This window comes from Dendronalium sp. ChiSLP03b (assembly GCF_034531165.2).
In the GTDB taxonomy this organism is placed as follows: domain Bacteria; phylum Cyanobacteriota; class Cyanobacteriia; order Cyanobacteriales; family Nostocaceae; genus Dendronalium; species Dendronalium minutum.
In genome coordinates this window covers 17,927-44,774 of record NZ_JAVRBR020000059.1, presented here as the reverse complement: position 1 = coordinate 44,774, position 26,848 = coordinate 17,927, and the positions used below count along the sequence as shown (strand labels likewise).

The window sequence follows — 26,848 nt, the reverse complement described above, 5'->3', positions numbered from 1 at the left end:
TGCACCACTGATAAAACGGTCTTAACTGTCAGAGTACATTTTGAGTATAAGATTTATCTCTGACCAATTCTCAATGCTTGTGTTTCTTTCATATTTTGCTGGCTGCAAAGCCGCTAGTTGGAGGCTCTCAAGAAACACATTCGGTAAAGTTAGAAATACGATTGAGAATTAGGCGTAGACGCGTAGGGCTTGTCGTTAGACATCGCGATACACAATCTGGCACAATTCAAGGTGAGGTGTTGCCTTGGGCAGAAAACTGTTGAAAAGATGAATATTCATCATATGGACTTTACCGTTGCCATTTGTACCTATAACGGGGCTAAACGCATTCCAGAAGTTCTCGAATGTCTATATAAACAAGTTGATCTAGAAGGTATTAAATGGGAGGTAATAGTTGTCGATAATAATAGCACAGATAACACAGTAGAGATTGTCTCTAAATATGCTCAAAACTGGCGTTTAGATTGTCAGTTGCGATGTGTATTTGAACCTGTACAAGGATTAGCAGCCGCCCGTCAGAAAGCTATTGAAAGTGCTAAAAGCAATTTCATTGGCTTCTTGGATGATGACAATCTACCTGTGGAAAATTGGGTATATGAGGCTTATATATTCGGTCGCCAAAATTCTCAAATCGGTACTTATGGCAGTATTATTTATCCCAAGCTAGATACACCAATTCCTTCTTATTTTAAACAAATTAATAGTCTTTTAGCAGTGAATAATCCTGGGGAAAGTTCCTTTTGTTATGCAAGAGATGCCAAACCTCGAAAAGTTCCGGCGGGTGCTGGATGCGTAGTTAGAAAACAAGCTTGGCTGGAGTACGTTCCACCTAAATTGTCACGTCATGGTCGAGATGAGAACAAAAACAAAATGGCTGGATGTGGTGAAGACACTGAAGCACTCTATCATATTCAAAATAGTCGTTGGGAAATCTGGCACAATCCCCAAATGAAAATATATCACCACATTGAACCTAGGCGATTAGAAAGAGATTATCTTTTGAAACTCTCTCGCGGTTTTGGACTTGCAAACTATACTTTTCGACTAACTCGACTCTACCCTTGGCAACGTCCTTTCATGCCTTTATTAACTCCTTTTTATATAATTTCAGATGCTTATAAACTGATTTTTTACTATTCACGCTACCGCAACAAATTCGCTACAGATATTAGCAAAGCCTGTGAGTTTCAAGGTAGAATTGGACGCTTTATGAGTTCTTTTTCATTTCTGAAATAGCGTCTTATAAGAGAGTTTTACTGAGCAGCGTTCGACCTAGGGAGTCAACTCCGAATTTGTTCCATCACTTGTAATAGAGAAATGAAGGTAATGAGGGAGAATAATACAGCCAAATTCAGGTTTCAGGAATAAAACACGCTTTTTACCTGGCTTTGAAAGCTAGGTTATTTATTTCACTAACTTGAAATCCGCTGTAATTGTTCACTTACTTCCCTGCTCACGCCAGTTGCTACAACGGAGGGAACCTCCGCAACGCACTGACTCCCCTGTCCCTCCGTCCTAACTTCTCGCAACTATGACAAACTCTAGACCCCAAATTGCTGTCTTCCTTCGCAGTCTTGCTAATGGAGGAGCCGAACGGTTGATGGTTAATTTAGTGAACTGTTTCGTTCAACAGCAATACAATGTCGATTTGGTGCTAACTGGGATAGATGCGACTTACACTTCTCTGGTATCGCCAAATGTGCGAATTGTCGATTTGAACGCTCCTAAGTTACCAATGAGCCTACCCAAGTTGGTGCGTTATTTGCGACAAGAACAACCTGTTGTCCTCTTAACTGCACTGCACTATCCCTGCGAAATTGCATTATGGGCAAAGCAACTTGCTGGAGTTTCCACGCGAGTTGTTGTGTCGGAACACAATACGCTTTCTGTAGAAGCGAAAAATTTGCCCCAATTGACAGCACATCTGAGTCCTATTGCTGCACGGCTATTTTACCCCTGGGCGGATGCGATTATTGCAGTTTCTCAAGGGGTAGCGCAAGACTTGGCCAATGTCACGCATTTGCCTTTGGAACGCATCCAAACTATTTACAATCCTGTTATTAGTTCAGATTTGTTAGAAAAGGCTAAAGAACCTATCAACCACCCTTGGTTTGCATCTGGAGAACCACCTGTGATACTTGGGGTTGGTAGGTTAATGGCACAAAAAGATTTTCCTACCTTAATCCGCGCCTTTGACAAAGTGCAGCGCCAACAACCCTGTCGGCTAATGATTTTGGGAAATGGCAAAGAGAAGCAAAATTTGTTGTCTCTAGTTCAAGAGTTAGGCTTAAAGGATAAAGTTGCTCTGCCTGGATTTATTAATAACCCCTATGCTTATATGGCTGCATCAGCTGTATTTGTTTTATCTTCCGCTTGGGAAGGTTTTGGTAATGTTTTAGTAGAAGCAATGGCAGTGGGAACTCCGGTAGTTTCTACTAATTGTCCCAGTGGACCAGCAGAAATTTTAGATAACGGTAAGTATGGCGAGTTGGTTAAAGTTGGTGATATTGAAGCAATAGCACAAGCCATTTTGAAAGTTTTGTCTGGTGACATTAAATTTGTCGATCCAGTTTGGCTTGACCAGTTTACTTTAGAAGCGATCGCACAACAATATCTTGCTGTTTTGGGTGTTTAGGAAAGTGAATTTGATAGGTTCCGAACTAAATCTAGAATACGAAATTACGCCTAATGTGAATTAAATAGGTTGAGACTGGAAAGTGAGAACATCAATACCAAAACGATGACGAAGCAATAAACGTAGTGTGTGAGATGCTATTTTGGCCGCAATGTGTACGCAAAAGCCATCGACAGTTTTGTTAAGTAAGCGTTCGGGATTACGACCAGTGTTTTAAATTTCGTGAAAACCACCTTCCACACGCTGACGAACACGACTAATAAAGCGCTTCAAAGCATGAGAATGTTGAAGATGCTGGTTATCACGGGTGAGTGTCCAGATTCGATTACCTGTACGACGAGCGTAGACGCGTTCGACGAAGTCGTTCTCGAAGAGTAGCGGCTTGTCGCTAGACATCGCTAGTTGCCAATCAGCAGAAATAAATCCCTTATCTGCGTAAATATCGCTATACTTGACCGTTTCTAAAACACCTTCAGCAGCAATTCTCTCATCTGTATTAGCAGGCACGATGTCATAAGATATGGGAATCCCATTCCATGTTGACAGCATTACTTGCTTGTGACACCAATCATCTACCACTACAAAGATTGTTGTTAATAGCGTTCCAAAGTCTATGCTAGTCATGGGGGAAGTCACAGTTGAAAAGCTGGTAACTTTCATCTTCTTACTTCTCCCACCTTTTTTTCTAATTCACATTAGGTGTCATTTATCTTTGCTTCTTGTAGATAGCGCTTAGAAACAAGTTTTCCTAAAATGAATCGGTAGTTTACAGATGTTGTGCATTACCAAAGTTACTGAAAGCACGAACATGTTTCGGATACTGATTAAATTTAGTAATAAGCTCCTACAAGGCTATAAATCAGACTAGCTAGTACTAGGAAGGTGACGAGCGCATAAATAAATTCTCTTCGTAGTACGAAAGCTACTAGGGAAATTAGTACGCGCACAATTGGAGTGGCAATTAGTAGCAGCAGTCCAAGTTGAATAATGCCACGACGGCTACCTAATAAAACCGCACTCAACACACCTGCTGGAGAGCGAAACTCAGATGGTTCTCCTCGAAAAACCCCATAACCAGCAGGCTCAGCACCGTGGCGAATCAAGTACAGTATGCCTCCTACTAAGACGACAGCGCTAGCTATTAAAACACCATATTTCAAGAGATTACTAAGCAAATTTGCCAATTGCAGCTCAGTTGGCGTTTTCATCAAGTTTTCATCAGCATCAATCCCGCAGCCATCCAGCATCTGTGCCACAGTGCTGGGAGGTTGTTCTAGCTGTTCAATATCAGATGGATCTTCTTGCTGCATCATGAGTGTAGCCACTTTACTCTTTGACTGTGTTGATGAGTCCCAGCGAAAAATAAAATAAATTTATACATTTTACAGCCCCCCTATGAGACTGTTGTAGACCATCTTTAAAGCCATTACTACCAGCACAATACTGAAGATAATTCTCAACATCTGCGTTTTAGCGCCTTGAAGAATTCTTGCCCCCAAAAAAGCACCAGGAAGTACTCCTAACATCACTGGCATTGACAGTCCTGGATCGATGTAACCCCGTGCTAAGTAAACCCCTGCTGATGCTGCGGCTGTCACGCCAATCATAAAGTTGCTAGTGGTGGTAGAAACTTTGAACGGTAGACGCATGGCCTGATCCATTGCCAACACTTTGAATCCTCCAGAACCAATACCTAGCAACCCAGAAAGCACTCCAGCTATCAACATTAGTCCAAACCCTGTTGGTATAGAATGAACCTGATAAGATGCCAGCCCTTCAGGAGTTGGGTAAGTACTATTCAGTTTCAGATAGCTTGCTAAGGGATCTGCTGCATCATCTTCCGTATTTTCGATTCTGGGTCGTTGTGAAAGGTACGCTGAATACATGAGGACGATCGCCAGCGCTATAGTTAGTGCTTTAACTGATACAAAAGTAGCAATTAACGCTCCGACTATCGCGCCAATTGTAGTTGCTACTTCTAAAAACATTCCTAGTCGCAAATTTGTATAGCCTTGTTTAATATAAATAGATGCTGCACCTAAAGAAGTAGCAATTACAGATACCAATGAAGCACCAACGGCATATCGAATATCAACGCCAAACACCGAAGTTAATAAGGGAACAATTACTACTCCACCACCTAACCCAGTTAGCGCTCCTACTAAGCCTGCGCTAAATGAGCCAATCCAAATTAGTAATGAAAATTCCAGAATGCTCAAATTTTATTCCTCTTTAATTTTTAAATGTATATCAAGATGCCATAACATTTTTTGTATAGTTTAAAACTTAAAGTTTAAAATTAATGCTGTTGACAGATAATTGATTGTTGCTTATTCATGGTCATGCTGCCCCTACCCACGATGATAAAAACACTTAATAGCATCCAGATAAATGCATAAGATTATTGACATAGCAAGTTAAGAGATTAGCGATCGCACTACAGTACAAAAAGACTGAAGTATGTACTCCTAACTTGAAAATGGGTGTAGGGGTTTAGACGAAAGACATTTTTATCTTTGGTTGTGGGTTTTTCGCATGAGTAGCTGACTTGAAAGTGCTGAGTTATTAGTTAAGAGTTATTCTCCTTGTCCCCCTTGTCTTTGCTCCCTCTGCCTCCTGCATTCTATTCAAATGTGCAACTTGAGCGCTGATTATTGTATTAACTGTTTTTCTTCAGGGAGTAGAGAAGTTTCATCCTCAGGACTATCGCTACTTATGGGAATTGCTTGAGTCAAATACGGTTTGATAATTAGACTTACCCCAATTGTCCAAGCTAATGCAACCATCCAGCCTGCAAGAACGTCACTGGGAAAGTGAACACCCAAATAAAGACGACACCAGCCAACAGCGACCACATACAAGCTGCCGAACGCGAAAAGCAACCAGCGCCAAGGGCTAGCCCAAGTTAAAACTAACAAAATTACTACTAAGGTCATACTTGTCATAGCATGACCACTGGGAAAGGCAAAATCAAACTCAGGCGCACTGGACTCCCAGAGATTAGGACGCACTCGATGCATGAATTCTTTTGCTGTGCGGTTAATAATGGCGCTGCCTATTGAGGTGGTGAGTAAATAGGCTAGAGTTCTCCAGCGTTTTTGGAATAATAATATGAGTGCGATCGCACTCAAAATCGGTAAGGCTGTCCAAAACGACCCAAATTTAGCCAGCATTATCGCCAAAATATCCAGTTGTGGGTTAGCTGTAGAGTGAACTGCCCAAAGAATGGGCACATCCCACGGAAAGCCACCTGCATTCTGCCAAATCTTTACTGCTAGAATTTCAAAGACCTGCAAGGGTAAATATACTCCTATCAAGAGGAGTAAGAGCGATCGCCAATGGGCAATAAATAAGTTTTTGAGAAAAGAAAGAGGTGTCTGACGCTCTTTGTTAGCTTTTTTCGCATCTTTCATGTTAGGTAGAGATCGATTAACGTAGAAGTTGTTGATTAATTTATCTGTCAGTAGTTACTCGTTCGTTACTTGAACTACTTACTACTGAACATTTTCATATTCAGTAGTACTGAATATGAAGGGGCGCATAGAACTCATTGCTCAGTACTGCTTCAGTGATGTTTAGTGTTATAAAGTCTATTCTATTTGAGTTAAAAAGACTGATACACGAACTCATCGGCAGTCTTAAATAAGTTGGTGTACTGAATTGCAGATTACTCTATTTTTCTACTATGCAGCATTCTCTTAATTGGGTGCGATAGAGAAAACGAGTACGCTAGACGTTTTATCATGATTATGAGTAAAATACGGTAAGTCGATAAACTTACCGCTTTTTGCATGTGAAACTGCAAAAGTGCAATAACCTGCCACTAGGAACTTTGTCTCACAAAGGGCTGTAGTTTGCCTGCTTTGCTGTGTTCTAGCAGTAAAACCAAACTGAATCTTATATGAGCTGATTGCACTTGAAAACCCATTTCTGGATAGGAGTATGCACTATTTATTACTACCGCTCTTAAGCTTCTTTGTTGGCATTATTGTTGGGTTGACAGGAATTGGTGGAGCCTCTTTGATCACCCCAATGTTGATTTTTGTCTTTCAGGTGCCGCCTTCTATCGCTGTGAGTTCTGATGTTGTGGCTGCCACATTAATGAAGGTAGTCGGCAGCGTCAAGCACTGGCAACAGAAAACCCTAGACACAGAAGTGGTCAAATGGTTGGCATTAGGGAGTGTTCCTGGTTCACTGTTCGGAGTGGGAATTTTGCACCTTGTCAAGCATACAGGAGAGCATAATCTGGATAACATCTTGCTCCGCTTGCTGGGAGTAACGATTCTGCTAATCACAGTGTTGGCTCTCATACAATTGTTGCTCTTGACTTTTTTTCCTAAGTTCACTTTACCCGAACTGCCAAAATTAGATTTAAAAACTAACTTGGGTCGTTTTCTAACAATTACATTAGGAGCGATTTTAGGCTGTTTAGTTGGTCTAACCAGCGTTTCATCGGGTTCAATGTTTGCCTTGGTGCTGATTGCCTTTTTTCGTCTTGATGCCCGTAAGTTAGTGGGTACAGATATTTCACAAGCAGCAATTTTATTAATATTTACATCCCTTGGACATCTCACCTTGGGAACAGTTAATTGGAGTCTGGTATTGCCTATATGGCTAGGTTCGGTTCCAGGTGTGCTGCTAGGTGCTAAAGTTTGCGAAATAACTCCTCAACGCCCTCTACGATTCATTATTTACGCCATTTTAATGATGGTAAGTTGGAAGTTAGTTTATCAAGTTTAATTCTTTAGTATTAAACTAAAATTTAAAAAACAAATTTTTGACGACAATATAACTAACAAAGATTCCAGATTTTAGCCCAAACTGATAAAAAGGGGTTAATCAATAGAAAGCTTCTACATTGTGTCGGAAAGCGATTAAGGCGTGCTTGCCCTGCTCGTCTTTGAGTGCCCAAAAGATCGCATCAGATACTTCTAATGAAACAATAGTTTTGATTTCAATATTTGTGTTGTAACCTGCCATATCTGCCAAGCGTCTTCCGTGTCCGCCTTCACCTTGTACTTGACTAATGGTGTAACCGCTTACATTATGGCTTTTTAGCAATTTAATAATCCGTTCTTTCAAGACTGTTTCACCTATGATGGTGATGAGAACGGCGGGTTGGACGGGAAATGTTAAGTCTGTCATGGAGAACTCCAGAAAAGGGATTTTGGCTTCTCAAGCTGATATTTTCGTTCGTAGTCTAAATTTTGTGTCAAAAAGGCTCAAGCAAAAATGCCTGAGCCGTTAATAGATCAAACTAAGTTGCTGGACTAACAGATTAGCTCAAAAAATTAAATCTATAAAGCTTAATAACGGTTCCGTCCGCCGTAATTACTGCGGTTGCCACCAAATGAGCCTCTTTCTTCTCTAGGTCTAGCTTTATTTACTTTAAGGTCACGTCCCATCCACTCAGCACCATTAAGAGCTTCAATGGCAGCTGTTTCTTCTTCATCTGTACCCATTTCCACAAAACCAAAGCCGCGCAAACGACCTGTTTCACGATCTGTAGGTAGCTGAACCCGCTTGACAGAACCATATTCTGCAAATACAGCATTCAGACTCTCTTCTGTAACTTCGTAAGAAAGATTGCCTACATAAAGTGACATAGATTATCTCCGAAATCATAAGTGTATAGAGATTTAAGTTTCGGAGAAAAGTTTGTAAATACCAAAAACAAAAAGCCTGTCAATACTAAAAACAAACGCGGTCGCCGAATTAACTCTCATCTTCTACTATGACATAGAAACTATATATTAGAGAGACAGCTTGAACAACTAGCATAGAAAGTCATATAAGTTATTAATATCTAAGTAAGGGTAATTATGCTCTTTAGAGTTCAGACTGTAAAAGTATGACTGCGGTGTAAACATTCTTCTGGATAGAGTTGATTGTATAAACACTTTGTAAATTCCAAGGGTAGAAGCCCTTGGAATTACCCCAATCGCCGCTAGATAAAATTAGTTCTCGCCTCTAGGTGAACCAAGCTTAACCAGATGAAGGCGAAAACCTACACCAATTTACAGGATGCCCCAGAAATGAAGGAATCCTTGCCCAGAAAAAGCTTCAATCAAAATAATAGAGATAAAGCCAATCATTGCAAAGCGACCGTTCCAATTTTCACTCTCAGGAGTGAACCCAAAACGTACACCATTACGCTCATCTGAAACAGTAGAGGTAGAAGTCTTGAATCCTGACATGAGTAAATCTCCTTAGTACAAGCGTTGTCGCAGTTACCAATGTATGTGACGTAATGTAACAAATTTTCCAGAAAATGCGATATTGAATAAAGTAAAGAATTGCTTTAACTTACTAATTCAACTAAAGCGTCCCACTGGAACCGGACTACGCATGAGACTAAGCAGCCGCGATAATGCTCAGTCGTGAATACTGAGAGAGTGATATTCGTCTGACCTAGATCTAAAATTTGTTTGACCTTGCAGATTTGCCTTTTATTCTTGCAGTAGGCAACAATGCGATCGCCAGCCTTGACATTCAATGCTTTAATTTTCAATTTCTACTCAACTTCATCAAAGAATTGGCTTAGCAAAGCTTCGTACTCCATGTCCTCCACTTTTAGAGGAAATGAGAGCAGTGGGTATGTTTTTCTCTGGTTATTGTTATAAGTGGGTCAATTAAGGATAATGGAAAAGTTGCATCCTAATAGAGTTATTGCCCTACACCGTCATATCTGTTTGGGTCTTTTTTCTCCTTTTTTTTGTTGGGATCTTTTTTGACTTTTTTAGTTTCTCGGTTACCTTTTCTTTCCTTCGACATCAACATTCTCCTACTAGATTAAGCAGTCAAAATCTTCACATTCTGCGGTCAGGAAATCACGGCATACCTTACCTAACTTACTTTATAAAGCAAAAAGGAAAGCATTAGACACTTTTGTCAGCAATTAAAACTGGCGCGACGAACCTGTATCTGCGATGGTCTTAGCTCTATTAACTTTGAGGCTATAACCCATCCATTCAGTACCTCTTAATGCATGAATCGCTGCGACCTCTTCGGTGCCTGTTTCCATTTCTACAACTGCAAATCCCCTCTTTTCCCCTGTTTTCTGGTTTGTAGACAGTAGAATTCTCTTAATAGATCCATACTTTAAAAATACATGTCTGATGTCCTCATCTTCAACTTCATGGGATAGATTACCAATATAAACTGACATAGAATATCTCCCAATTCAGAGGATGTAGAGATTTAGATTTGGAGAGGTGTCTATATAGTCAATCACTTGACCAAAAATATTTCTCGGTAATCTAATTATAACATAGTTTTAAATTTGAAACACGCCCAATTCAGTGTAAACTATAGTAGTTAAAAATTATCAAATTACTCTTTTGTCCAAGGCAAAAAAGGTTAATTTATACCAATTCTGAATAAATTTTCGTGTAAAAAACGCGCGATTGAAAATTTGCTATAATCTAGCCAGAGTTTAACTTCAACAATGTATTTTGAAGCTATAGATTTCACTAGAAGTAGCAGCAATTTTTAGTTTAATACACAATTTTTTCCTTTCATATTTAAAATTTATAGGTTTTTAATTCCCAAAACCTTTAAGAATTTAAATCTTGTCCATGTTTAAATCTGGAGTTTCTAATAATTCAGATGTTTCATTGCGACGTAAGGAGGCAATCTCAGTATTTTGGCAAAAAACTACAGTTTTCAAGGTAGACAACGTTTAGCTATATTTTTTGCTTAATGATTTTGGTTTTAGTTCTGAAGCTACAAAACGAGCAAAGTTCAGTGAGGCAAATACAGGAATTTGTAAATTTATTTACACTCCCGAAGTATAGAATTATTTCACCTAGATATGAGAGTCAGTCAAAGTTGCGACTTGTATAAGGAAAATGTATTTTAATTTAATGGACTATCAAAGCTTTGATTTGTATGCAAGCATTACAAATGTCAGGATGAGGAACTTGTATCTAAACCATTAATAGCTTTATTAACTTTGAGACGACGAACAATCCACTTACTGCCCAAAAGTGCCTTAATCGCAGATGCTTCTTCAGCATCTGTTTCCATCTCTACAGATGCAAATCCGCTTTCCTCACCAGTTTCCTGATTAATGGATAATTGAACTCTTTTAACAGAACCGTATTCTGAAAATGCTTGGTTAAGTTCATTTTCCTTAATTTGACCAGAAAAATTGCTGACATAAAGTGACATAAAAATCTCCCGAATAAATATACTGTAGAGATTTAGATCCGGGAAGGTGTCACGGGCTTATTCACATAGCCGAAAATATTTCTCGCTAATTTAAACATAACACTTAAATATACGATTAGATTTGTGGAAGTCTACAGTTGGTTATAATCGCAAGTATATATCTTTGTAAGCAGTGCTGTTAAATGATTGTAGCTTCTGGTTAAACTCAAAAAAGTTAATTAGCATCTAGAGGAAGCTCACCCATAACTTCAAAACGTACTACAACACTAACGCATTATCAGGCATTTATCTTGTAATACAAATATTACCAAAAAGATTTATTCTTCATATTTCTTGATATTTTTTCCTTATCCTTGACACCGATTTACTTGCAACATGAAGACCATATTACTGGTTTGATTCGATTGCTTTCGATTAGTTTACGTATACTGACTTTATTAGAGTTTCAGGTGTCCCGCTAACTTCAGCAAGACAAATAAAAGCTTGCTGGACTTTATGTGTAGTTAAACAATATCTCTGGTCTATTTGGATACTACGTTCAGCAGGATTTCAATCTGCTAAATACGCAATCTGATTATCAAATCTTTCCTGAAGCAAAACAACAAAATTTATCTGGTGCGATCGCACCAGATATTAAATGTTCATAAAGGATTGATTATCAATCGCAATTTAAAATTGAAAATCGGTTAACCTTTTACCCAAGGTAATAGGCTGAATGTGCCTCTTTCATACATAATAAATAAACCCAAGCCAATCAACACAAAAGGAACCACAAGCTTACCGTAGCGACTTAATGCATAGGCAATAGCAGCTTGTCGGCTTAACAGATAAGCAACAGCACACAACACGCCTAACATGAAAAAAAATACTATTAAAATTACTCCCAAACTAGCAAAGGTGTGACCAGCGAATAAGGGAATATATATACTAATATTGTCGCCACCATTAGCAACTGTGACTGCTGCCACTTTATAAGTTTGAGGATGCAAAATACTCCCAATAAAAGCTACTATGGGGTTCCTGTGTGAAGACTGCTTAAAATCACTGCTTACGGTCTGAACTTCTGTGGTTTCTGGTTTCCGGTCTACTAATTGCTTGAAACCAATTGCTATGGGTAGTAGTCCTAGCAATCCTATCCATTCTCGTTGCACTACCAAGCCACCAAAATATCCTGGTAAGCTAGCGATAACGATCGCAGCAAAACCAAGGTACTGACCAATAAAAATATGCCGCCGCCGAAAATTACCGTTTATTTGTGAGAAAAATAGCAGCAGAATAATGATGTCATCGATATTTGTGGCTGTAAAAGCAACTATCCCTTCAGTGAAAGCTGCTATTAGGTGACTCATGCTGGATGGTTAAAACATAGCGATCGCAATAGCAAATTAATCTCCTAGTACCTACGCCTGAAAGCGGGTGGAGGGAAAAGCCAAATTCTCATACTTGGTGGTGAAATTTTTCATTAGTCAAGAGTTGTTTTGCTAGCGTGGTGATATAGGGATTTACTGCCCGCCTAGCAAGTAGCTAGGTATAGAGAGGTATAACATGGCTCATTTAAATCTTCGTCGCCCGCAAAATGTCAACGGCGATTTTTATGTAGATACCACTTGTATTGATTGTGATACATGCCGCTGGATGACTCCCGAAGTTTTTTATAGTGTTGATGAACAGTCAGCAGTCTATCATCAACCAAATAACGAAACAGAAAGATTAGCAGCACTCCAAGCGCTTTTAGCTTGTCCCACCAATTCCATTGGTACAGTTGAGAAGCCAGAGGATATCAAAGTTGCTCAACAAAGTTTTCCGATTTTAGTAGATGAAAATGTTTATCACTGCGGCTATCATTCTGAAAAATCTTATGGTGCTGCTAGTTATTTCATTCAACTTCCAGAAGGTAATATCTTAGTTGATTCTCCCAGCTTTGTAACGCCCTTAGTTAAGCGTTTAGAAGAAATGGGGGGAATTCGTTATTTATACCTAACTCATAGGGATGATGTGGCGGATCATCAAAAGTTTGCCGAACATTTCCACTGTCAGCGTATTCTCCATGCTGATGAGATTTCCGCAGGTACTCGGAATGTAGAAATACAGCTAACTGGTTTGGAACCATTTTCCCTGACTCCAGATTTGCTAATTATCCCGGTTCCCGGTCACACCAAAGGACACACGGTTCTACTCTACAAAAATAAGTATCTCTTCACTGGCGACCATCTCGCTTGGTCAGAAAGCTTGCATCAATTAGCAGCATTCCACAATGTCTGCTGGTATTCTTGGCCAGAACAAATTAAATCAATGCGTGACTTGGCTAATTACTCTTTTGAATGGGTGCTACCAGGTCATGGGCGAAGGTTTCATGCTGATACCGATACTATGCGCCAGCAGATGCACAAGTGTATTGAATTGATGGAAACTTTTTAAAGCTGAGTGTCAGCGTTATCGAGAAATTAACGCTGACACTCAGCTTATTTGGGCCTCTTGATTCTTAATTGACACCCATGTCTAAGGCTTACCCCTAGACTCAGCACTAACTATGAAGCATTTTGCAACTCAGCTGTGCGTACTGATAGCTGCTGTGTTTGATTACCCCGTCGCACTTTCACCTGTAACACCTGACCAAGGCGACTATCTTCTACAATATTTTGCAACTGTTCGGCAGTGGCGATCGCTGTGCCATCAATTTGGACAATGACATCGCCGCGCCGGATGCCAGCTGTAGCCGCTGGAGAATTTGGTATAACTCGCATTACCAAAACACCGTTAACTTCTGGTATCTCAATAGAAGAGTTAGGATCGGTGTTATTTTGCTTTGCTAACTGGGGTGTTAAAGTTACCATTTGCACGCCTAAATAAGGGTGAGCAACTTTTCCAGTACGTTGCAATTGAGATGCGATCGCTTTAGCTTTATCAATAGGAATAGCAAAGCCAATACCCATTGCATCCGGACGAATTGCAGTGTTAATCCCAATCACTTCACCGCGTTCATTCAATAGTGGCCCGCCGGAGTTACCAGGGTTAATCGCTGCGTCGGTTTGAATAAAGTCTAAGCGTTTGTCAGAAATGCCGACTTGGGCGCTAGAACGTTTGAGGGTACTGACAATTCCCAAGGTCACGGTATTATCAAATCCTAAAGGATTACCAACTGCGATCGCCCAGTCTCCTACCTGTACATTATTAGAAGAACCCAAGGAAGCGACTGGTAAATCGTTACCGGCGTTAATTTTTACAACCGCTAAATCTGTTACTTCATCAATGCCTTGAACTTTTCCTTCAAAAGTGCGGCCATCCTTGAGGCGAACTGTTACTTTATCAGCTTTATCTACCACATGAGCATTAGTCAAAATCAACCCGCTCTTGTCAATGATGAAACCAGAACCAAGACCCCGCAATTGTTCAGAAGGTAACTGTTGAGGTAAGCTGTCACCAAAGAACCTCCGGAAAAACGGATCTTCCATAAATGGATCGACTCTACGAGTAATTGTACGTTCTGTATCAATCCTGACAACTGCTGTGCCAACACGATTCACGGCTGCTGTCACAAAGCTAGTACTGCCTATAGCAGTGGTTGCTGGCGATTGTCGTTGGGCGATCAGTTCTGGCGCATCCGTGTTAGTCGCCGGATTTGGTGCAGGTTCCGCTTGGGAGGGTAATACCCGCAGGGAACTAACTGTTAGCAAAACTCCTAAAAAGATGGCTAACACATGAGTACTGAGTTGACGTATAGAACGAGGTAGTTTGGAAAATCGCATAATCACAACCTAAATTTATAAGCCTAATTGTTACTTATTCATGACAAAAGGAAGCGTAAAGACTAAAAGCTAATGTTTGAAACTTCATACTTCAGGTGACAAATCTATCTACAATTATTTTTACAGGTTGGATGAAAATCCCAGCGTACTGACATTTATTATCTGTTTCAGGTTTCGCTTCATTCCTGAATTACTGAAGTTAGGGTACTATGTAAGCTACCCTAATTAAAATTAATTGAATATTTAGCTCCATAGCTATTATGGAGATTCCCCCTTTGCAGGTTCGGGTTTTACCCATTTACTGAGAATTGAGGAGTTAGGAGTCAGTGATGAATAAGTGTGGTCTTGGGGAGCCACTGCGTTGGTGTTAGCGTAGCGTTAGCGACGCAGGAGCGTCACCCAAAGGGTCTTGGGGGTTTCCACGCCACTTCCTACCCTACGGGAAGGCGTTCCGCCTACAACGGGGGTAACCCCCCTTCGGGTTCGCAGTTCCTTCAAGTCCGCGAAGCCGCCCAACGGACTGCTCACCGCAACGGAGTGGCTCCCCATGAGCGACTGCCGTTAGCGCAGCGAAGCGCGAGTCCTCGAGCGTCAAGGCTCTGCTGACTTGTACTCCTTCTCCTAGGTCGCCGCTAGCGCTACGATCTTAGTTAGTACTACCAGTGCTTTGATAACCCATGAATGGATCAAACCGACTAGCCAAAGAATCTTTACCTATATCTCAGCAAGCAGAAAACTCCCATAGTCACGATGCAAGCCACGAAGATGCAGCTCATACTCATGACCATGGAGAATCGATACATCCTCACGTCCATAGCGAAGAGTCATTACGGCGAATTGTCAATCGGCTCTCACGTATAGAAGGACACGTTCGCGGCATTAAAACAATGGTGCAACAAAGTAGCCCTTGTCCTGATGTATTATTGCAAATTGCTGCTGTGCGGGGTGCATTGGATCGGGTAGCAAGAATCGTTTTGGATGAACATTTAACTGAGTGTATTGCCAGAGCCGCTAAAGAAGGCAATATGGAAACTGAAATTGAACAGTTAAAAGCAGCTTTAGATCGGTTTTTACCTTAATTCAAAAATACAAATAATCAACTAGTACCACGATACATATTGTGGCAACTGAACTTTCGATATTTTGGCTGTATGTGAAGGGTTTTTCCAGTATAGTTTCTTTGTCAAGCTATATTTGTAAGATATTGTCTAATTTACTAATAATATGGTTTTTGACGATTATCGATTTAACTATTCTTTAATATCTAATACAGATAGACCACTGATTTTTTTCTTGCATGGCTTCATGGGCAATATTCAAGAATTTGATGAAGTTATAGAATTACTAGCCGATGATTTTTCTTATCTAACACTTGACCTTCCTGGACATGGCAAAACTCAAGTCTTGGGCGGGGATGAAGATTACACAATGGCAAACACTGCCAAGGCTTTGGTTAATTTATTAAATGAATTAAAGATTACTCAATGCTTTTTAGTTGGCTATTCAATGGGTGGGAGATTGGCTTTATATCTTGCACTTCATTTTCCGGAAAGGTTTCCTAAAGTTGTGCTGGAGTCAGCTTCTCCAGGTTTAGCAACAGAAGTAGAAAGACTAAAACGAGTTAAACAAGATGCTCAAATAGCGAGGAAACTAGCAAGAAGTGTTACCAAAAGTGATTTTGCTACTTTTCTATTAAATTGGTACAATCAGCCAATTTTTGGTTTTATAAACAAACATCCTAACTTTGATTGCATGTTAGAAAGTCGATTACAGAATCATCCAGGTGAACTAACTAAGTCACTAAAATTCATGGGTACTGGTAGCCAACCCTCTTTATGGGAAAAGCTAAAAAATCATACAGTACCTTTACTTTTATTAGTTGGTGAATATGATGCAAAATTTATAAATATTAATACAAAAATGGCTAAAATCTTGAAATTTGCTCAAGTTAAATTAATCAATAATTCTGCACATAATATTCATTTTGAAAATACTTTGGAATTTGTGCAAAATCTTAGAGAGTTTTTAACTAAGCAGCAGCCATAAAACTAGATTGTAATTACTTTTTATTAGGTTGCGAGGTTGGTGTTGAGGTCAAACTTGGTGATGGCGATTGATTGGCTGTTTTTAATTCCTCTTGCAACATTGTCTGGTAAATCTTAGGCAAAGAACTGCTGATGGAATTGGTCTCTATGCCATATCCCAAACTTGTCCATGTAGGAGACAGTCGCCGCAATACTTCATTTAACTTTCTCTGACGCAGCAGTTGACCAATATCAGTTCCCCAAACTTGCGAATCATTTAACCAACGGTAAACTACTAAGTCTTGATATTCTGGCTCAAAACTATAAGAAACCCAAAACATTAACCGCTTTGGGTTTGGGTGATAACGAGGGGCAATATTATACCAAGTCGTATTGATAATTTGATATCTGCCAGCGGCGGTGGAACAATTGCCCGTGTTGGGGCCAATGACAATTGTGATGCACATCTCAGGATGGCGACTGAGATCGTTAACTTGCTGTCCACCGTACAACAGAGAATAGGGACGGTTGCCATTTGCCTCACTAGCTGAGATAGTTCGCATCAAGGCGCGGATGTGAGGGTCACCCCCTTTCATGACCAAAGGTGGTTGTTTGACATTAAACATGGGATCGGAAGGCGATCGCAAGTCTCCAAATATATACCACTGCAACAAACATATGAAAGCGAGAAGTGCGGCTATGGGGCCAATCAGTTTTTCAACGCCTTTGAATTCAAAGCCTTTCAGAGTCAGACTCCTTCAAATTCACTATATTTGCTAACAACAACAATCGATGTACTGATTTCGGTAAAGTTCGCCATACGCTAGGTGGAAAGAGGGGAATGAGGCAGATTAGAGGGATTATATACCTTGTCCCCTTGTCTTTTTGACTCCTAACTCAGCACTATTCAATCAGGCGACGTTAGCAAATAACTCCCCAAAGCTTTTAGAGGTAGCCTCTGATTTAGCAACAATCTCAACAATTTTATTGCGTGCAGCTAGCTCAGACAATGACTCGACACAAACTTGAGCGACTTTTTGCCGAGGAATACTACCATCGAATAATGTATCAGCACTCTGCATGACGATCGCATCTGTGTTATCTTCATTCTTCAAACCGCCGGGTCGCACAATGGTATAGGTAAGACCACTTTTTTGGATGTACTCCTCCGCTTGCTTTTTCCAAACTAAAATCAGCCAGAATAAGTTTAAAGGATGGAACAATTGAGAAGTACATAAAGAAGAAACAAAGACAAAATGCCCAATTCCCTTGGTTTTAGCTGCATCAACTAAATTTTTAGTACCTTCAAAATCAACTTTATATGGACCAGTGGGGTTGAAGCTGGGTTTTGCCCCAGTGGCGCATAGCAAGACTGTACTGTCTCCCAAAGCAGCAGTCAGGCTTTCTGGTTTTAACACATCACCTACCACTAATTCAGCGCCGGGAGGCAAAATAGCTCTAGCCGTCTCTGTATCCCGCACTAAAGCACGAACGGGGATGTTCCGCGCTATCAGTTCTTGTACAATCCGACGACCTGTTTCACCTGTTGCCCCTGCTACAAATGCTTTCATGACACACGCTATCCTGGGAAACTAATATGTGCTTGTTTAGTTCTTTATTTTAGTGATTTTATAAAGTTCGTGACATATTCTTGAGATTTCGGTCAAAATGGAGTCTCATTGCTAAACGACCCAAACAAGCTGGGAATTATTAATATAGACTAACGCCAACTTAGAGGGGAATGCATTGATGCTTTCAACAAACGGCGAATATCATTCTTTAGAAATACCAGAAACTGTTTTACCTGTAACCTCAAGCCAACAAGAAACTGACGAAATATCCCAGGAAGCATCTGTAGGGACACCGACCAAGTTTTACGGTCGTTATAGTGATTGTATGGAAATGTATGCCCCAGCAGATACAGTTGTCAAGTATCTCAATACTCACGGTTCGTGGTTTACGCGTTGTGCTGAACCGATGAAGGTGCAACCTCTGGGTGAAAATGGTTATGCTTTGACAATCGGTCGTTTTGGCTCTTTTGGTTATGAAGTAGAGCCAAAAATTGGTTTAGAATTATTACCTCCAGATGCTGGAGTCTATCGTATTCGTACAATCCCCATTCCTGACTATCAACCGCCTGGTTACGACGTAGACTATCGAGCATCGCTACAGTTAAAAGATTTGGCTCAGGATGCTTCCAACAATCCGGGTGAAGTAACACGAGTTGAATGGGAATTGGATTTAGTAGTTCAACTTCACTTTCCTCGGTTTATTCAGCGATTGCCCAAGTCTTTAATTCAATCTACAGGCGATCGCTTACTAAACCAAATCGTCCGTCAAGTGTCTCGCCGCTTAACACGCAAAGTCCAAGAGGATTTTCATCAATCCTTGGAAGTTTCATTTTTTGGTAGTTCCAACAAAAAGCGGTGAGTGAATTGTCAGTAGTTAATGGTCAGTGGTCAGCAGTCAAGAAAAATAAACAACTGACACCTGACTAGGCACTACGCATTAGTAAGAATTCTTTGGACAATTTGCACGCCAGTGACAGCTTGCCAAGCAAACAGCCCCAAAAGCGTGAAATTTAATAAGATGTGAGTCGCACGTGCCCAATTTGCTCCTTTTTGCATAAAAGGAGATAGGGCAGCCGAAAATGCAATCAAACCCGTCATGCCAAGTCCTGCTAGCAGGTGCGACCCCACAAACAACTTACCGTTATTGATGTATGTGACAGCCATACCACCAATCGCACCTGTCACCATCAAAGCTAAGAGTATAGACCCAATTTGATAGTGTTTGACATTATATCTACCTTTAATCAGTTCTTTCTTCTCTTCCCCTTGAGCGCTTCTGGTACGCTGTACTTGTAGCCCCAGATAAGCAGCGTAAAGTGAGATTGCCAATAGTACCCACATGAGCAGTGGGTGAAAAAAGTTCAGCCAATATTTAATCGAGGGAGACAGTACAGGATTCATTGTGTTCTCGCTGAATTCTTAAATCTTCATAAAAATTAGCATAACTCTAAGTTCGCTGCTTAAAGTGGCCTGGGGTAAAAGACTTCCAAATAAAAAATATCTAATCCCAGGGGAAGCTGGCGAAGAAGCATCTATATAGTTGTATTGGATGTAAGAATTGGATAATTTAATTTTTGGGATTCCCTTAAAATAAACCGGGGAGATGCAGAGAATGTTTGTAATAAATTCCCCGTGTCCCCGTGCGCTCTTTCCTCTACTATTTCATAGTTAGCCTGCTTGCAAAAGTGGTTAAACGATCTCAGACTAAATTTTGAGACTAGACGAACAAAACCCGTTAGTGCGGGACTCATTCATGACTGAAAACAACGATTTGCTGCTTAAGGCTGCTAAAAGTGGCGATATCACGCGGCTAGCTGTGCTACTGGCTGGGGGTGCTGAGGTGGAAGCGTGCGATCGCGATGGTACCACGGCTTTAATGTTTGCTGCCAATTTAGGCTACACCGAAATTGTGCGATCGCTACTAGATGCTGGGGCAAATATCAATTTGCCCAGAAAACGCTACAAGTTGACGGCTTTGATGTTGGCTGCTAGTGCGAATCAGCTTGATATTGTGCAGCTTTTAGTATCCAGAGGAGCTGATGTGGATGCAATCAATGAAGATGGCAGCACAGCTTTGATGGCAGCAGCACTCAAAGGTTATGTCGATGTGGTACGAGTTTTATTAGCTGCTGATGCCAAAGTAAATTTCACCGATAAAGATGATGACACTGCTTTAAAATTAGCTGTGAAACATGGACACACAGCAGTTGTCAAAGTTTTATTACAAAATGGTGCAGATGTCAATCTTCAAGATGAAGAAGGCGAAACAGCTTTAACGATCGCAGCAGACTTGGGAAATCTGGATGTTGTGCAAGCATTACTGGAAGCTGGGGCTGATGTGAATCTGACAAATGTGGATGGTGGAACAGCGCTATCAGCAGCTGCGGCAGCAGGACATAGTGCGATCGCAGCTGCTTTGCTAGATCGGGCCCAAATTAATCTTCAAGACAAAGATGGTGAAACTGCCCTCCACATTGCTGTTGTCGAAGGCTACATTGATATAGTGCAAGTATTACTGAATCGGGGTGCAAATGTACAGATTAGAAATCACCTAGGTGACACACCAATGCTTGTAGCAGCATTGCAAGGACATAGCCAAATCGTCGAAGCACTACTGCATTGTGGTGGAGATGTAAATGATGAAAATCTAGGTGAAGTACCCTTAAGACTAGCTGTATCGCAGGGACACACCCAGACGGTAAAGGTGTTGCTAGACTACGGTGCTGATGCCAATATTTTGGGAGATGATGGCAAAACTGTTTTGATTAAAGCAACCGAACGCAACTACACAGGAATCATCAAGATATTGCTGGCAAAGGGAGCTGATGTGAACTTTCAAGATTCGGCAGGGGCGACGGCATTGATGTGGGCTGCCTCTGGAGGCTATGGTGAAGCTGTGCAGATACTGCTTGAAGCTGGAGCAGAGATGAATGTGAAAAACCGGGGTGGTTATACTGCTTTGATGATTGCGGAATTTAATGGCTATAGAGATATAGTAAGGAGTCTAAAAAAGGCTGGAGCGCAGGAATAACCATTTCAGAGGTGTTGTAGGCTTTCTTTGTTGTGATGCAAAGTCAAAATTTTTAAGAAAAATTTTATCTCAATAGATTTTTATAAAAATATTGACAAACCATTAAATGAAGAGTATATATCTTAATACCAAGGAGGTAGATAAAGAATCAAATCCAAATATAAGATTGTAAAAATAGCAAAACCCCGTCGCAGCTGTTGTGAGCTTGCTGCGGCGGAGAGGATAAAAAATTGGAATACCGAGGGAAAGCACAGGTAAAAAGTTTTTGCTTCTAAAGATACCAAAGAAGCCAAAATAAAGAAGGAAATTACCTTTAATGTTTTACCTAGTCTCCCCCTCGGCGTTTCCTACTGTGCTAGATATGCTTAATATATAGGTTTTGATTTCGTGGAACAGTATTCTAACGATCAGTTTCCAAGTATCATAGTGAACGGGCAAATGAAAAGGCTAATCTCATCTAGGATTGCGAAGTAATTCCAAGTTTGAAATTCAACTGAGATAACCTTGGTAAAAGAAAAAATTAGCGAACAGCAGTGGCAGTTACGAGATTTATGGGTGGGAATTGGCTGCCAGAGTGGTAGTTCGTTACAGTTAATTGAAACAGCAATTGAGCAAGTCTTTAAATATAATCAACTCGATCGACGTGCGATCGCAGGTTTTGCTACCATCAATACCAAAGCCTCTGAAGTTGCTTTAGTAGAACTTTGCCGCCTACGCAATTTACCTATAAAAACCTTTACAGCAGAAATTCTGTCTACTGTCTCTGTGCCTAACCCGGCGAAAATTATTGAAGCGCAAGTGGGAACACCCAGCGTTGCGGAAGCAGCGGCTATTCTCGCCGCCTCTCATCCCAATTCATCCAACTGCTCCAAATTACTCCCTGTGCCTGCCAAATTAAAAGTGAGGCTTTTGATTCCTAAACAAATTTTTCGCTTACACGGGCAATTAAAAGCAGTAACGCTAGCTGTTGCTCAAGAGTGCGAGGATAAGGGATATTTACATCCCTTATCGTGCATTCACTTAACTTATCTTACAAAACCGCTCTGAGGAAATAACTAATTACACTAGAAACAATCGTCAATACAATCGATCCCAAAAAAGCAGGCAAGAAACCTTGAATCTCAAAACCATAACCAGGTGTTAGAGCACTTGCCAACCAGAGGGTTAAGGCGTTAATCACAAATGTAAATAAGCCAAAAGTAAGTAAGGTAATCGGAAACGCCAAAATACTTAAAATTGGTCGAATAAATGCATTAACTAGTCCGATAACTGCTACAGCAATAAGGGCAGCTACAAAATTCTTGACAGAGAACCCCGGAACAATATTAGCAGTGATCAGCAAAGCAACCGCAGTTCCAAGCCAAGTTAATAAAAAATGTTTCATAATTTCAAATATTAAGAAAAAGCTTAAATTGACTCACTTATGGCTAATGGCAATTAGCTGTTACCGATTAGCCATCAACAAAGTGACTAAAGAAACTGTCAAATATGTATTTAGCCTACCGTTACCTTGACGATCGCCGCAAGAGAACTTCCCAAGTACCGCCACCAACTACCCCATCAGCCTCTAGTCCATAACGTTTTTGAGCTGCTTTCACTGCTTCCTCGGTTGTCGGACCAAAGTCTCCATCTATACCGCCTTTGAGAAAACCAAGCCTTTGCAGTCGCTGTTGCAACTTGGTAACTTCGGGATTCTGCATCCCTAATCGTAAAATCGGCCATCCTTCTGAAGTGTATTGAACGCCTGGAATTTGGCTAGTACGTGTAGTTGTTGTATTGCGTGTGTTTGATGTGCTGCGAGTTGGCGTTGATGGACGTTTAGGCGTTGTTTGTGACCTTTGAGTTGTATTAGGTTTGCGCTTAGCAGGTCTTGGCTCAGGTTTGGGATCTACAGCTTGCGTTGTAGCAGGTCTTGGTTCAGGTTTGAGAGGTACACCTTGAATTGTAGTAGTCTGAGTTGGAACGATTGTACTAGACTGGGTCGGAACAGGAAATGTTGTCAAGTTAGATGCTGAGTTAGGTGTTGGGTTAGAAGAGACGCTTGGTGTAGCTGCTAGTCCATTTGGGAATAGTCGCTGCCAAGTGGCGGCATCAACAATGCCATCTGGATTTAAGCCAACTGCTTGTTTAAAACGAGAAACAGCGTTAGCTGTATTTTCGTTATAGACACCATTTACTGTATCTGAGTAAAACCCTAAAAGCTTCAGAGCGGCCTGAAGTTCGGATACACGTTCGCCTTGGCTGCCAACTTTGAGGGTAGGACGATTGATGTTATTTCCGACATTTACTTGGGCAATTTCTTGTTGTGCGGCAATTGATACTACACCAGAGAAACCAATGAGCAGAGACGTAGAGCAAAGGAGTAACCAATAAAACTTATTTGCGCTCAAGAAGCGAAATGCTTTCGGTGACCTTAAGTAGTTCAAGATACTTGCTTTCAGGCTGCCTTTCATGGAATTTGTTCCCAGAATCTTCTGATGCTAATATTACAGCCGCTTGAGTCTAGAAAACAGCTGGTAAGCTAGCATCACGTATAAATTGTATAATTGCTTGTAACGGTCGTTAACAGTCAATAGTCAATAGTCAAGAGCGTTATTAATTGCTTCTTCTTGACCGACTAAAGACAAATAAGGTTCCTGTAAATACCGCTGCGCGGCTGCCATGGCATCTTTGGCACTCACAGATGCAATCAACTCTTGAAACTTAGTATCAAAATCAATTCCTAAAGCCAAAATTTCATACCAGCCGTATATTTGAGCAATTTGCCCGTTAGTTTGTTTACCTAAGGCATACTGCCCGAGTATCTTGTTCTTAGCCGCTTGTAGTGCGCTTTGTGATACTTCTGCGTTACAGAGTAGATCCACTTCTGTACGCAGTCCATTTACAGCTATACTGGTATTTTCTGGTGCTGTGCCCATATAAACTACAAATGACGCTGGATACAGCCGTGTTGGGTAAAATGCAGATACTTCATAAGCTAGTCCCCGCTTTTCTCGTAATTCCACAAACAAGCGACTTGAAAGCCCATTTCCCAAGTAGGTAGAAAGCAACTTAAGTGGGGCGTAGTCAGGAGAAATCACCGACGATCCTAAGTAGCCCAACATCACAATTGATTGCTGTGTCTGCATGGGCTTGATCTGGTGTTGCGGTTCGACTCGGATCTCAGGTAAATCATGAATTGGCAGCGCTCGATCGGGAACTTGCCAATCACCAAATACTTGTTCTACCAATGCGACTGCATCTTGTTGCGTAACTCGACCGGCAATACTAACTACCAAATTATCCGGACGGAAATAATTTTGGTGATACTCTACTAAGTCCGCACGCGTTAAGTGGCTCATGGTAGTTTCGTTACCCAACACCGACATCGCGTAGGGATGGTTTTGGTACATTACTTGCCGCATTTGCTCGAAGGCAATAGTAAATGGCTGCTCTTGTTGGGAGCGAATATTTTGTAGTGCCAAACGCCGTTCTAGTTCCACTTGGACTTCTGGAAATGTAGGCGATCGCAAAATCCGTCCTGCCAATGCTAAGATTTCCGCAAAGTCTGATGTTACTGTCTTTAATGACAGCAAAAAATAATCAGTGGCTGTATCCGCACTCAAACTCGCCCCAGCTGACTCGACTTGTTCGGCGATTTCTAAACTCGAAAGTCCATCACATCCCTTTGTTATGACTGCTGAGAGCAAATAGGCTAACCCTGCCTGCTCCTGCTTTTCGTAACAACTGCCGGCACGAATAAAAATCCGCCCTGCAATAATATCCGCAGCCGGATTTTCTGCCACTAGCACTACAATGCCATTGTTTAATACAGTGCGATGGATAGGGGAGTGGGATAGGGAAGGTTTCACGATTTGAATTATGAGTTGTCAGGAGTCAGTTGTCAGTTGTCAGAAGGCAGGAATTAGTTATTTCTTCCACTGCCCATCTGCCCTTGGTGTCTTGCCTCAGCGACAAATATTTGTGTCCGCCTAGCTTGAAAATAGGTGTAAGGGTGTGGGTGAAAGAGATTTTCATCTTTGGTTGTGGGTTTTTTCCATGAGTAGCTGACTTGAAAAAGCTGGGGGAGCAGGGGAGGAAAGCAAAGAAAAAACTCCTAACTTCTAATTCCTAACTCAGCACGGGCTAAACGCCCCGCTACCGCTAACAGCACTCAGCACTCATAACTACTGACCACTGACCACTGACTAACAGGGTTTGAGGACAGTAACCGCATAATTCTGCGGCGAAAGATACTGTTTAGCTAATTGTTGCAGTTCTTGGGCATCAAATGATTGAATCTGCTGAGGATATGCCACTGCTAATTCAGCTTGGGCAATAGTACTGTAGTAGCCGTAAAGCCCAGTGAGCTGATTTGGTGTTTCGGTAGAAAAGGCATACTCATTACACAGTAACCTGCGTGTGCGAGCAATTTCCTGTTCGCTAATTCCTGTAATTTGTAGATCGTGTAAATGAGTGCGAATTATATACTCAACTTTATCCAGGTTTTCTGCCTCCAACCAAGCAGTAATTGTAAATAAACTCGATTCTCGTTGTAAAGAAAAATTACTACAAATTCCCTGCACTAATTGCAGTTCTTCTCGTAAATGACGTACTAAACGCGAAGTCCGCCCTTCTGCCAATAATACTGACAACAAATCTAAACCGTAAGCAGTGCGAATTTGCTCTACTCCTGGTACAACCCACGCCATCAACAACCGCGCTTGTTCGATGCGTGGTAAATAAAGTTCTTGACGGTGAATGCCAGCGATGACTGGTTCTGTCATTTTTTGAGATTGCGGACAATCAGCGCGTTCGGCAAAATTAACGAATGAGCTATTTACTAGTTCCCAGGCTGGCTGTAGGGCAATTCCTCCCACCACTACTACTGTAATGTTTTCCGGTTGATAGTGGGCGCGATGAAAACAACGCATTGCTTCTGGTGACTGTTGCATGAGTTCCCGTTCCGTACCAAGTATGCAACGCCCGTAAGGATGGTTTTGGTAAATGTTTTTGTTCAGGGTTTGGAATCCTATCCAGTCGGGATCGTCATGGCAGGAGCGAATTTCTTCTAGCACTACGTCCCGTTCGCGGATAAATTCATCCTCTGGAATCGCGGCGTTGAGCAGTAGTTCTCCTAAATGAGGTAGTGTATCTGCTAAGTCAGGAGCCGCTGTAGTTAGTGAATAATGGGCGTAATCGTAGCTTGTGGCTGCATGACTCACACCACCTTTGTTTTCAATTTTGTAATCGAACATTCCAGGAGCTAGCGTTGCTGTGCCTTTGAAAATCATATGTTCTAAAAAGTGAGCCATGCCGAACCACGGTTCTGGCTCAAGGATTGCTCCAGCACGCACCCAAACATCGGCCACAACTACAGGGGTAGTAGGAATTTCTTGATGAATAAACGTTAAACCATTGTCTAGTCGGCGAACCGAGGCAGGAAATGAAGTTTGAATCAATTGTTGTTGTGACAATTTTCTGTAGCTTTAACCACAATTTAATCTAATTTTTGTAATCTTAACTCTGAACGATCGCTAAATTAGAATCAATTTATACAGATTTTGTTTTCTGGATTTACAATAGCCAAGTTACATAGTTTCTGGAAATTTAATCTATGTGAAGAGATAAGCAAAATGCTAACTATGTCTATTTTTATATTTGTTATTTCTACTTTTTAATTACTAATT

28 protein-coding genes are annotated in these 26,848 nt (G+C 41.0%); 9 read left to right on the top strand and 19 right to left on the bottom strand.

Translation table 11 applies throughout. From position 1 onward, the window contains the following. Nucleotides 1-267: 267 nt before the first annotated feature. Both hpsE and RMY31_RS15050 read left to right on the top strand, forming a co-directional pair. Nucleotides 268-1,236, top strand: a complete 969-nt coding sequence (gene hpsE / locus RMY31_RS15055) for a hormogonium polysaccharide biosynthesis glycosyltransferase HpsE (protein ID WP_322664118.1) — start codon at nucleotides 268-270, stop codon at nucleotides 1,234-1,236. Nucleotides 1,237-1,531: 295 nt separating this feature from the next. Continuing rightward, nucleotides 1,532-2,635 (top strand): glycosyltransferase, encoded by a 1,104-nt coding sequence (locus RMY31_RS15050; protein WP_322664116.1) that lies wholly within the window; start codon nucleotides 1,532-1,534, stop codon nucleotides 2,633-2,635. A gap of 213 nt (nucleotides 2,636-2,848) precedes the next feature. On the opposite strand, the gene RMY31_RS15045 is transcribed toward RMY31_RS15050, so the two are convergent. The 4 genes from RMY31_RS15045 to RMY31_RS15030 all read right to left on the bottom strand — a co-directional run bounded on the left by RMY31_RS15045 (nucleotide 2,849) and on the right by RMY31_RS15030 (nucleotide 6,048). Beyond that, complete coding sequence (locus RMY31_RS15045) at nucleotides 2,849-3,295, bottom strand: transposase (RefSeq protein ID WP_322664114.1); 447 nt, start codon at nucleotides 3,293-3,295, stop codon at nucleotides 2,849-2,851. 170 nt (nucleotides 3,296-3,465) lie between these two features. After that, entirely contained in the window at nucleotides 3,466-3,948 is a 483-nt protein-coding gene (locus tag RMY31_RS15040) for a DUF1634 domain-containing protein (RefSeq protein ID WP_322664134.1), read from the bottom strand. Nucleotides 3,949-4,017: 69 nt separating this feature from the next. Continuing rightward, nucleotides 4,018-4,854, bottom strand: coding sequence for a sulfite exporter TauE/SafE family protein (locus RMY31_RS15035; protein WP_322664112.1), 837 nt, complete (start codon nucleotides 4,852-4,854; stop codon nucleotides 4,018-4,020). A 432-nt stretch (nucleotides 4,855-5,286) separates the two neighbouring features. Continuing rightward, on the bottom strand, nucleotides 5,287-6,048 hold the full coding sequence (locus RMY31_RS15030; protein WP_322664110.1) for a phosphatase PAP2 family protein: 762 nt from the start codon (nucleotides 6,046-6,048) through the stop codon (nucleotides 5,287-5,289). Nucleotides 6,049-6,577: 529 nt separating this feature from the next. Between RMY31_RS15030 and RMY31_RS15025 the strand changes: the two genes are divergently transcribed. Continuing rightward, a complete protein-coding gene (locus tag RMY31_RS15025) occupies nucleotides 6,578-7,375 on the top strand; it encodes a sulfite exporter TauE/SafE family protein (protein WP_322664108.1) in 798 nt (265 codons plus the stop codon). Nucleotides 7,376-7,474: 99 nt separating this feature from the next. On the opposite strand, the gene RMY31_RS15020 is transcribed toward RMY31_RS15025, so the two are convergent. From RMY31_RS15020 to RMY31_RS14995, 6 genes are all read right to left on the bottom strand, one after another. Beyond that, nucleotides 7,475-7,780 carry a P-II family nitrogen regulator gene (locus RMY31_RS15020; protein WP_322664106.1) on the bottom strand — a complete coding sequence of 102 codons (306 nt, stop codon included), beginning with the start codon at nucleotides 7,778-7,780 and terminating at the stop codon, nucleotides 7,475-7,477. A 161-nt stretch (nucleotides 7,781-7,941) separates the two neighbouring features. Beyond that, entirely contained in the window at nucleotides 7,942-8,241 is a 300-nt protein-coding gene (locus RMY31_RS15015) for an RNA recognition motif domain-containing protein (protein WP_322664104.1), read from the bottom strand. Between the two features lie 411 nt (nucleotides 8,242-8,652). Then, entirely contained in the window at nucleotides 8,653-8,832 is a 180-nt protein-coding gene (locus RMY31_RS15010; protein WP_322664102.1) for a high light inducible protein, read from the bottom strand. Between the two features lie 701 nt (nucleotides 8,833-9,533). After that, on the bottom strand, nucleotides 9,534-9,803 hold the full coding sequence (locus tag RMY31_RS15005; protein WP_322664100.1) for an RNA-binding protein: 270 nt from the start codon (nucleotides 9,801-9,803) through the stop codon (nucleotides 9,534-9,536). Between the two features lie 740 nt (nucleotides 9,804-10,543). After that, a complete protein-coding gene (locus tag RMY31_RS15000; protein WP_322664097.1) occupies nucleotides 10,544-10,807 on the bottom strand; it encodes an RNA-binding protein in 264 nt (87 codons plus the stop codon). Nucleotides 10,808-11,493: 686 nt separating this feature from the next. After that, nucleotides 11,494-12,156 (bottom strand): cadmium resistance transporter, encoded by a 663-nt coding sequence (locus RMY31_RS14995; protein ID WP_322664095.1) that lies wholly within the window; start codon nucleotides 12,154-12,156, stop codon nucleotides 11,494-11,496. Nucleotides 12,157-12,352: 196 nt separating this feature from the next. Here RMY31_RS14995 and RMY31_RS14990 point away from each other — a divergent pair, with 196 nt between their 5' ends. Further along, on the top strand, nucleotides 12,353-13,225 hold the full coding sequence (locus tag RMY31_RS14990) for an MBL fold metallo-hydrolase (protein WP_322664093.1): 873 nt from the start codon (nucleotides 12,353-12,355) through the stop codon (nucleotides 13,223-13,225). A 110-nt stretch (nucleotides 13,226-13,335) separates the two neighbouring features. Here the strand turns inward: RMY31_RS14990 and RMY31_RS14985 are convergent, their stop codons facing one another. Both RMY31_RS14985 and RMY31_RS14980 read right to left on the bottom strand, forming a co-directional pair. Beyond that, nucleotides 13,336-14,553, bottom strand: coding sequence for an HhoA/HhoB/HtrA family serine endopeptidase (locus RMY31_RS14985; RefSeq protein ID WP_322664091.1), 1,218 nt, complete (start codon nucleotides 14,551-14,553; stop codon nucleotides 13,336-13,338). A 378-nt stretch (nucleotides 14,554-14,931) separates the two neighbouring features. Next, entirely contained in the window at nucleotides 14,932-15,081 is a 150-nt protein-coding gene (locus RMY31_RS14980) for a hypothetical protein (RefSeq protein ID WP_409877969.1), read from the bottom strand. A 149-nt stretch (nucleotides 15,082-15,230) separates the two neighbouring features. On the opposite strand from RMY31_RS14980, the gene RMY31_RS14975 reads away from it, so the two are divergent. Together RMY31_RS14975 and menH are read left to right on the top strand one after the other, a co-directional pair. After that, nucleotides 15,231-15,632: a metal-sensitive transcriptional regulator gene (locus RMY31_RS14975; RefSeq protein WP_322664089.1), complete on the top strand. Its 402-nt coding sequence runs from the start codon at nucleotides 15,231-15,233 to the stop codon at nucleotides 15,630-15,632. 145 nt (nucleotides 15,633-15,777) lie between these two features. Then, nucleotides 15,778-16,599, top strand: a complete 822-nt coding sequence (gene menH / locus RMY31_RS14970) for a 2-succinyl-6-hydroxy-2,4-cyclohexadiene-1-carboxylate synthase (RefSeq protein ID WP_322664087.1) — start codon at nucleotides 15,778-15,780, stop codon at nucleotides 16,597-16,599. Nucleotides 16,600-16,612: 13 nt separating this feature from the next. On the opposite strand, the gene RMY31_RS14965 is transcribed toward menH, so the two are convergent. Further along, nucleotides 16,613-17,257: a glycoside hydrolase family protein gene (locus RMY31_RS14965; protein WP_322664131.1), complete on the bottom strand. Its 645-nt coding sequence runs from the start codon at nucleotides 17,255-17,257 to the stop codon at nucleotides 16,613-16,615. Between the two features lie 231 nt (nucleotides 17,258-17,488). Beyond that, a complete protein-coding gene (locus tag RMY31_RS14960) occupies nucleotides 17,489-18,148 on the bottom strand; it encodes an SDR family oxidoreductase (RefSeq protein ID WP_322664085.1) in 660 nt (219 codons plus the stop codon). 178 nt (nucleotides 18,149-18,326) lie between these two features. Here RMY31_RS14960 and RMY31_RS14955 point away from each other — a divergent pair, with 178 nt between their 5' ends. After that, nucleotides 18,327-19,007 carry a DUF1997 domain-containing protein gene (locus tag RMY31_RS14955; protein WP_322664083.1) on the top strand — a complete coding sequence of 227 codons (681 nt, stop codon included), beginning with the start codon at nucleotides 18,327-18,329 and terminating at the stop codon, nucleotides 19,005-19,007. 71 nt (nucleotides 19,008-19,078) lie between these two features. On the opposite strand, the gene RMY31_RS14950 is transcribed toward RMY31_RS14955, so the two are convergent. Beyond that, a complete protein-coding gene (locus tag RMY31_RS14950) occupies nucleotides 19,079-19,549 on the bottom strand; it encodes a DUF4079 domain-containing protein (RefSeq protein ID WP_322664082.1) in 471 nt (156 codons plus the stop codon). Between the two features lie 352 nt (nucleotides 19,550-19,901). On the opposite strand from RMY31_RS14950, the gene RMY31_RS14945 reads away from it, so the two are divergent. Both RMY31_RS14945 and RMY31_RS14940 read left to right on the top strand, forming a co-directional pair. Continuing rightward, nucleotides 19,902-21,179 (top strand): ankyrin repeat domain-containing protein, encoded by a 1,278-nt coding sequence (locus tag RMY31_RS14945; RefSeq protein ID WP_322664079.1) that lies wholly within the window; start codon nucleotides 19,902-19,904, stop codon nucleotides 21,177-21,179. Nucleotides 21,180-21,683: 504 nt separating this feature from the next. Further along, nucleotides 21,684-22,226, top strand: coding sequence for a cobalamin biosynthesis protein (locus RMY31_RS14940; protein WP_322664078.1), 543 nt, complete (start codon nucleotides 21,684-21,686; stop codon nucleotides 22,224-22,226). On the opposite strand, the gene RMY31_RS14935 is transcribed toward RMY31_RS14940, so the two are convergent. From RMY31_RS14935 to RMY31_RS14920, 4 genes are all read right to left on the bottom strand, one after another. Next, nucleotides 22,210-22,563 (bottom strand): phage holin family protein, encoded by a 354-nt coding sequence (locus RMY31_RS14935; RefSeq protein WP_322664077.1) that lies wholly within the window; start codon nucleotides 22,561-22,563, stop codon nucleotides 22,210-22,212. The genes RMY31_RS14940 and RMY31_RS14935 overlap by 17 nt on opposite strands. A gap of 121 nt (nucleotides 22,564-22,684) precedes the next feature. Beyond that, nucleotides 22,685-23,632 (bottom strand): peptidoglycan-binding domain-containing protein, encoded by a 948-nt coding sequence (locus tag RMY31_RS14930; RefSeq protein WP_322664075.1) that lies wholly within the window; start codon nucleotides 23,630-23,632, stop codon nucleotides 22,685-22,687. 123 nt (nucleotides 23,633-23,755) lie between these two features. Beyond that, a complete protein-coding gene (locus RMY31_RS14925; protein ID WP_322664129.1) occupies nucleotides 23,756-25,042 on the bottom strand; it encodes a pitrilysin family protein in 1,287 nt (428 codons plus the stop codon). 324 nt (nucleotides 25,043-25,366) lie between these two features. Then, nucleotides 25,367-26,635: a pitrilysin family protein gene (locus RMY31_RS14920; RefSeq protein WP_322664073.1), complete on the bottom strand. Its 1,269-nt coding sequence runs from the start codon at nucleotides 26,633-26,635 to the stop codon at nucleotides 25,367-25,369. Between the last annotated feature and the right edge of the window lie 213 nt (nucleotides 26,636-26,848).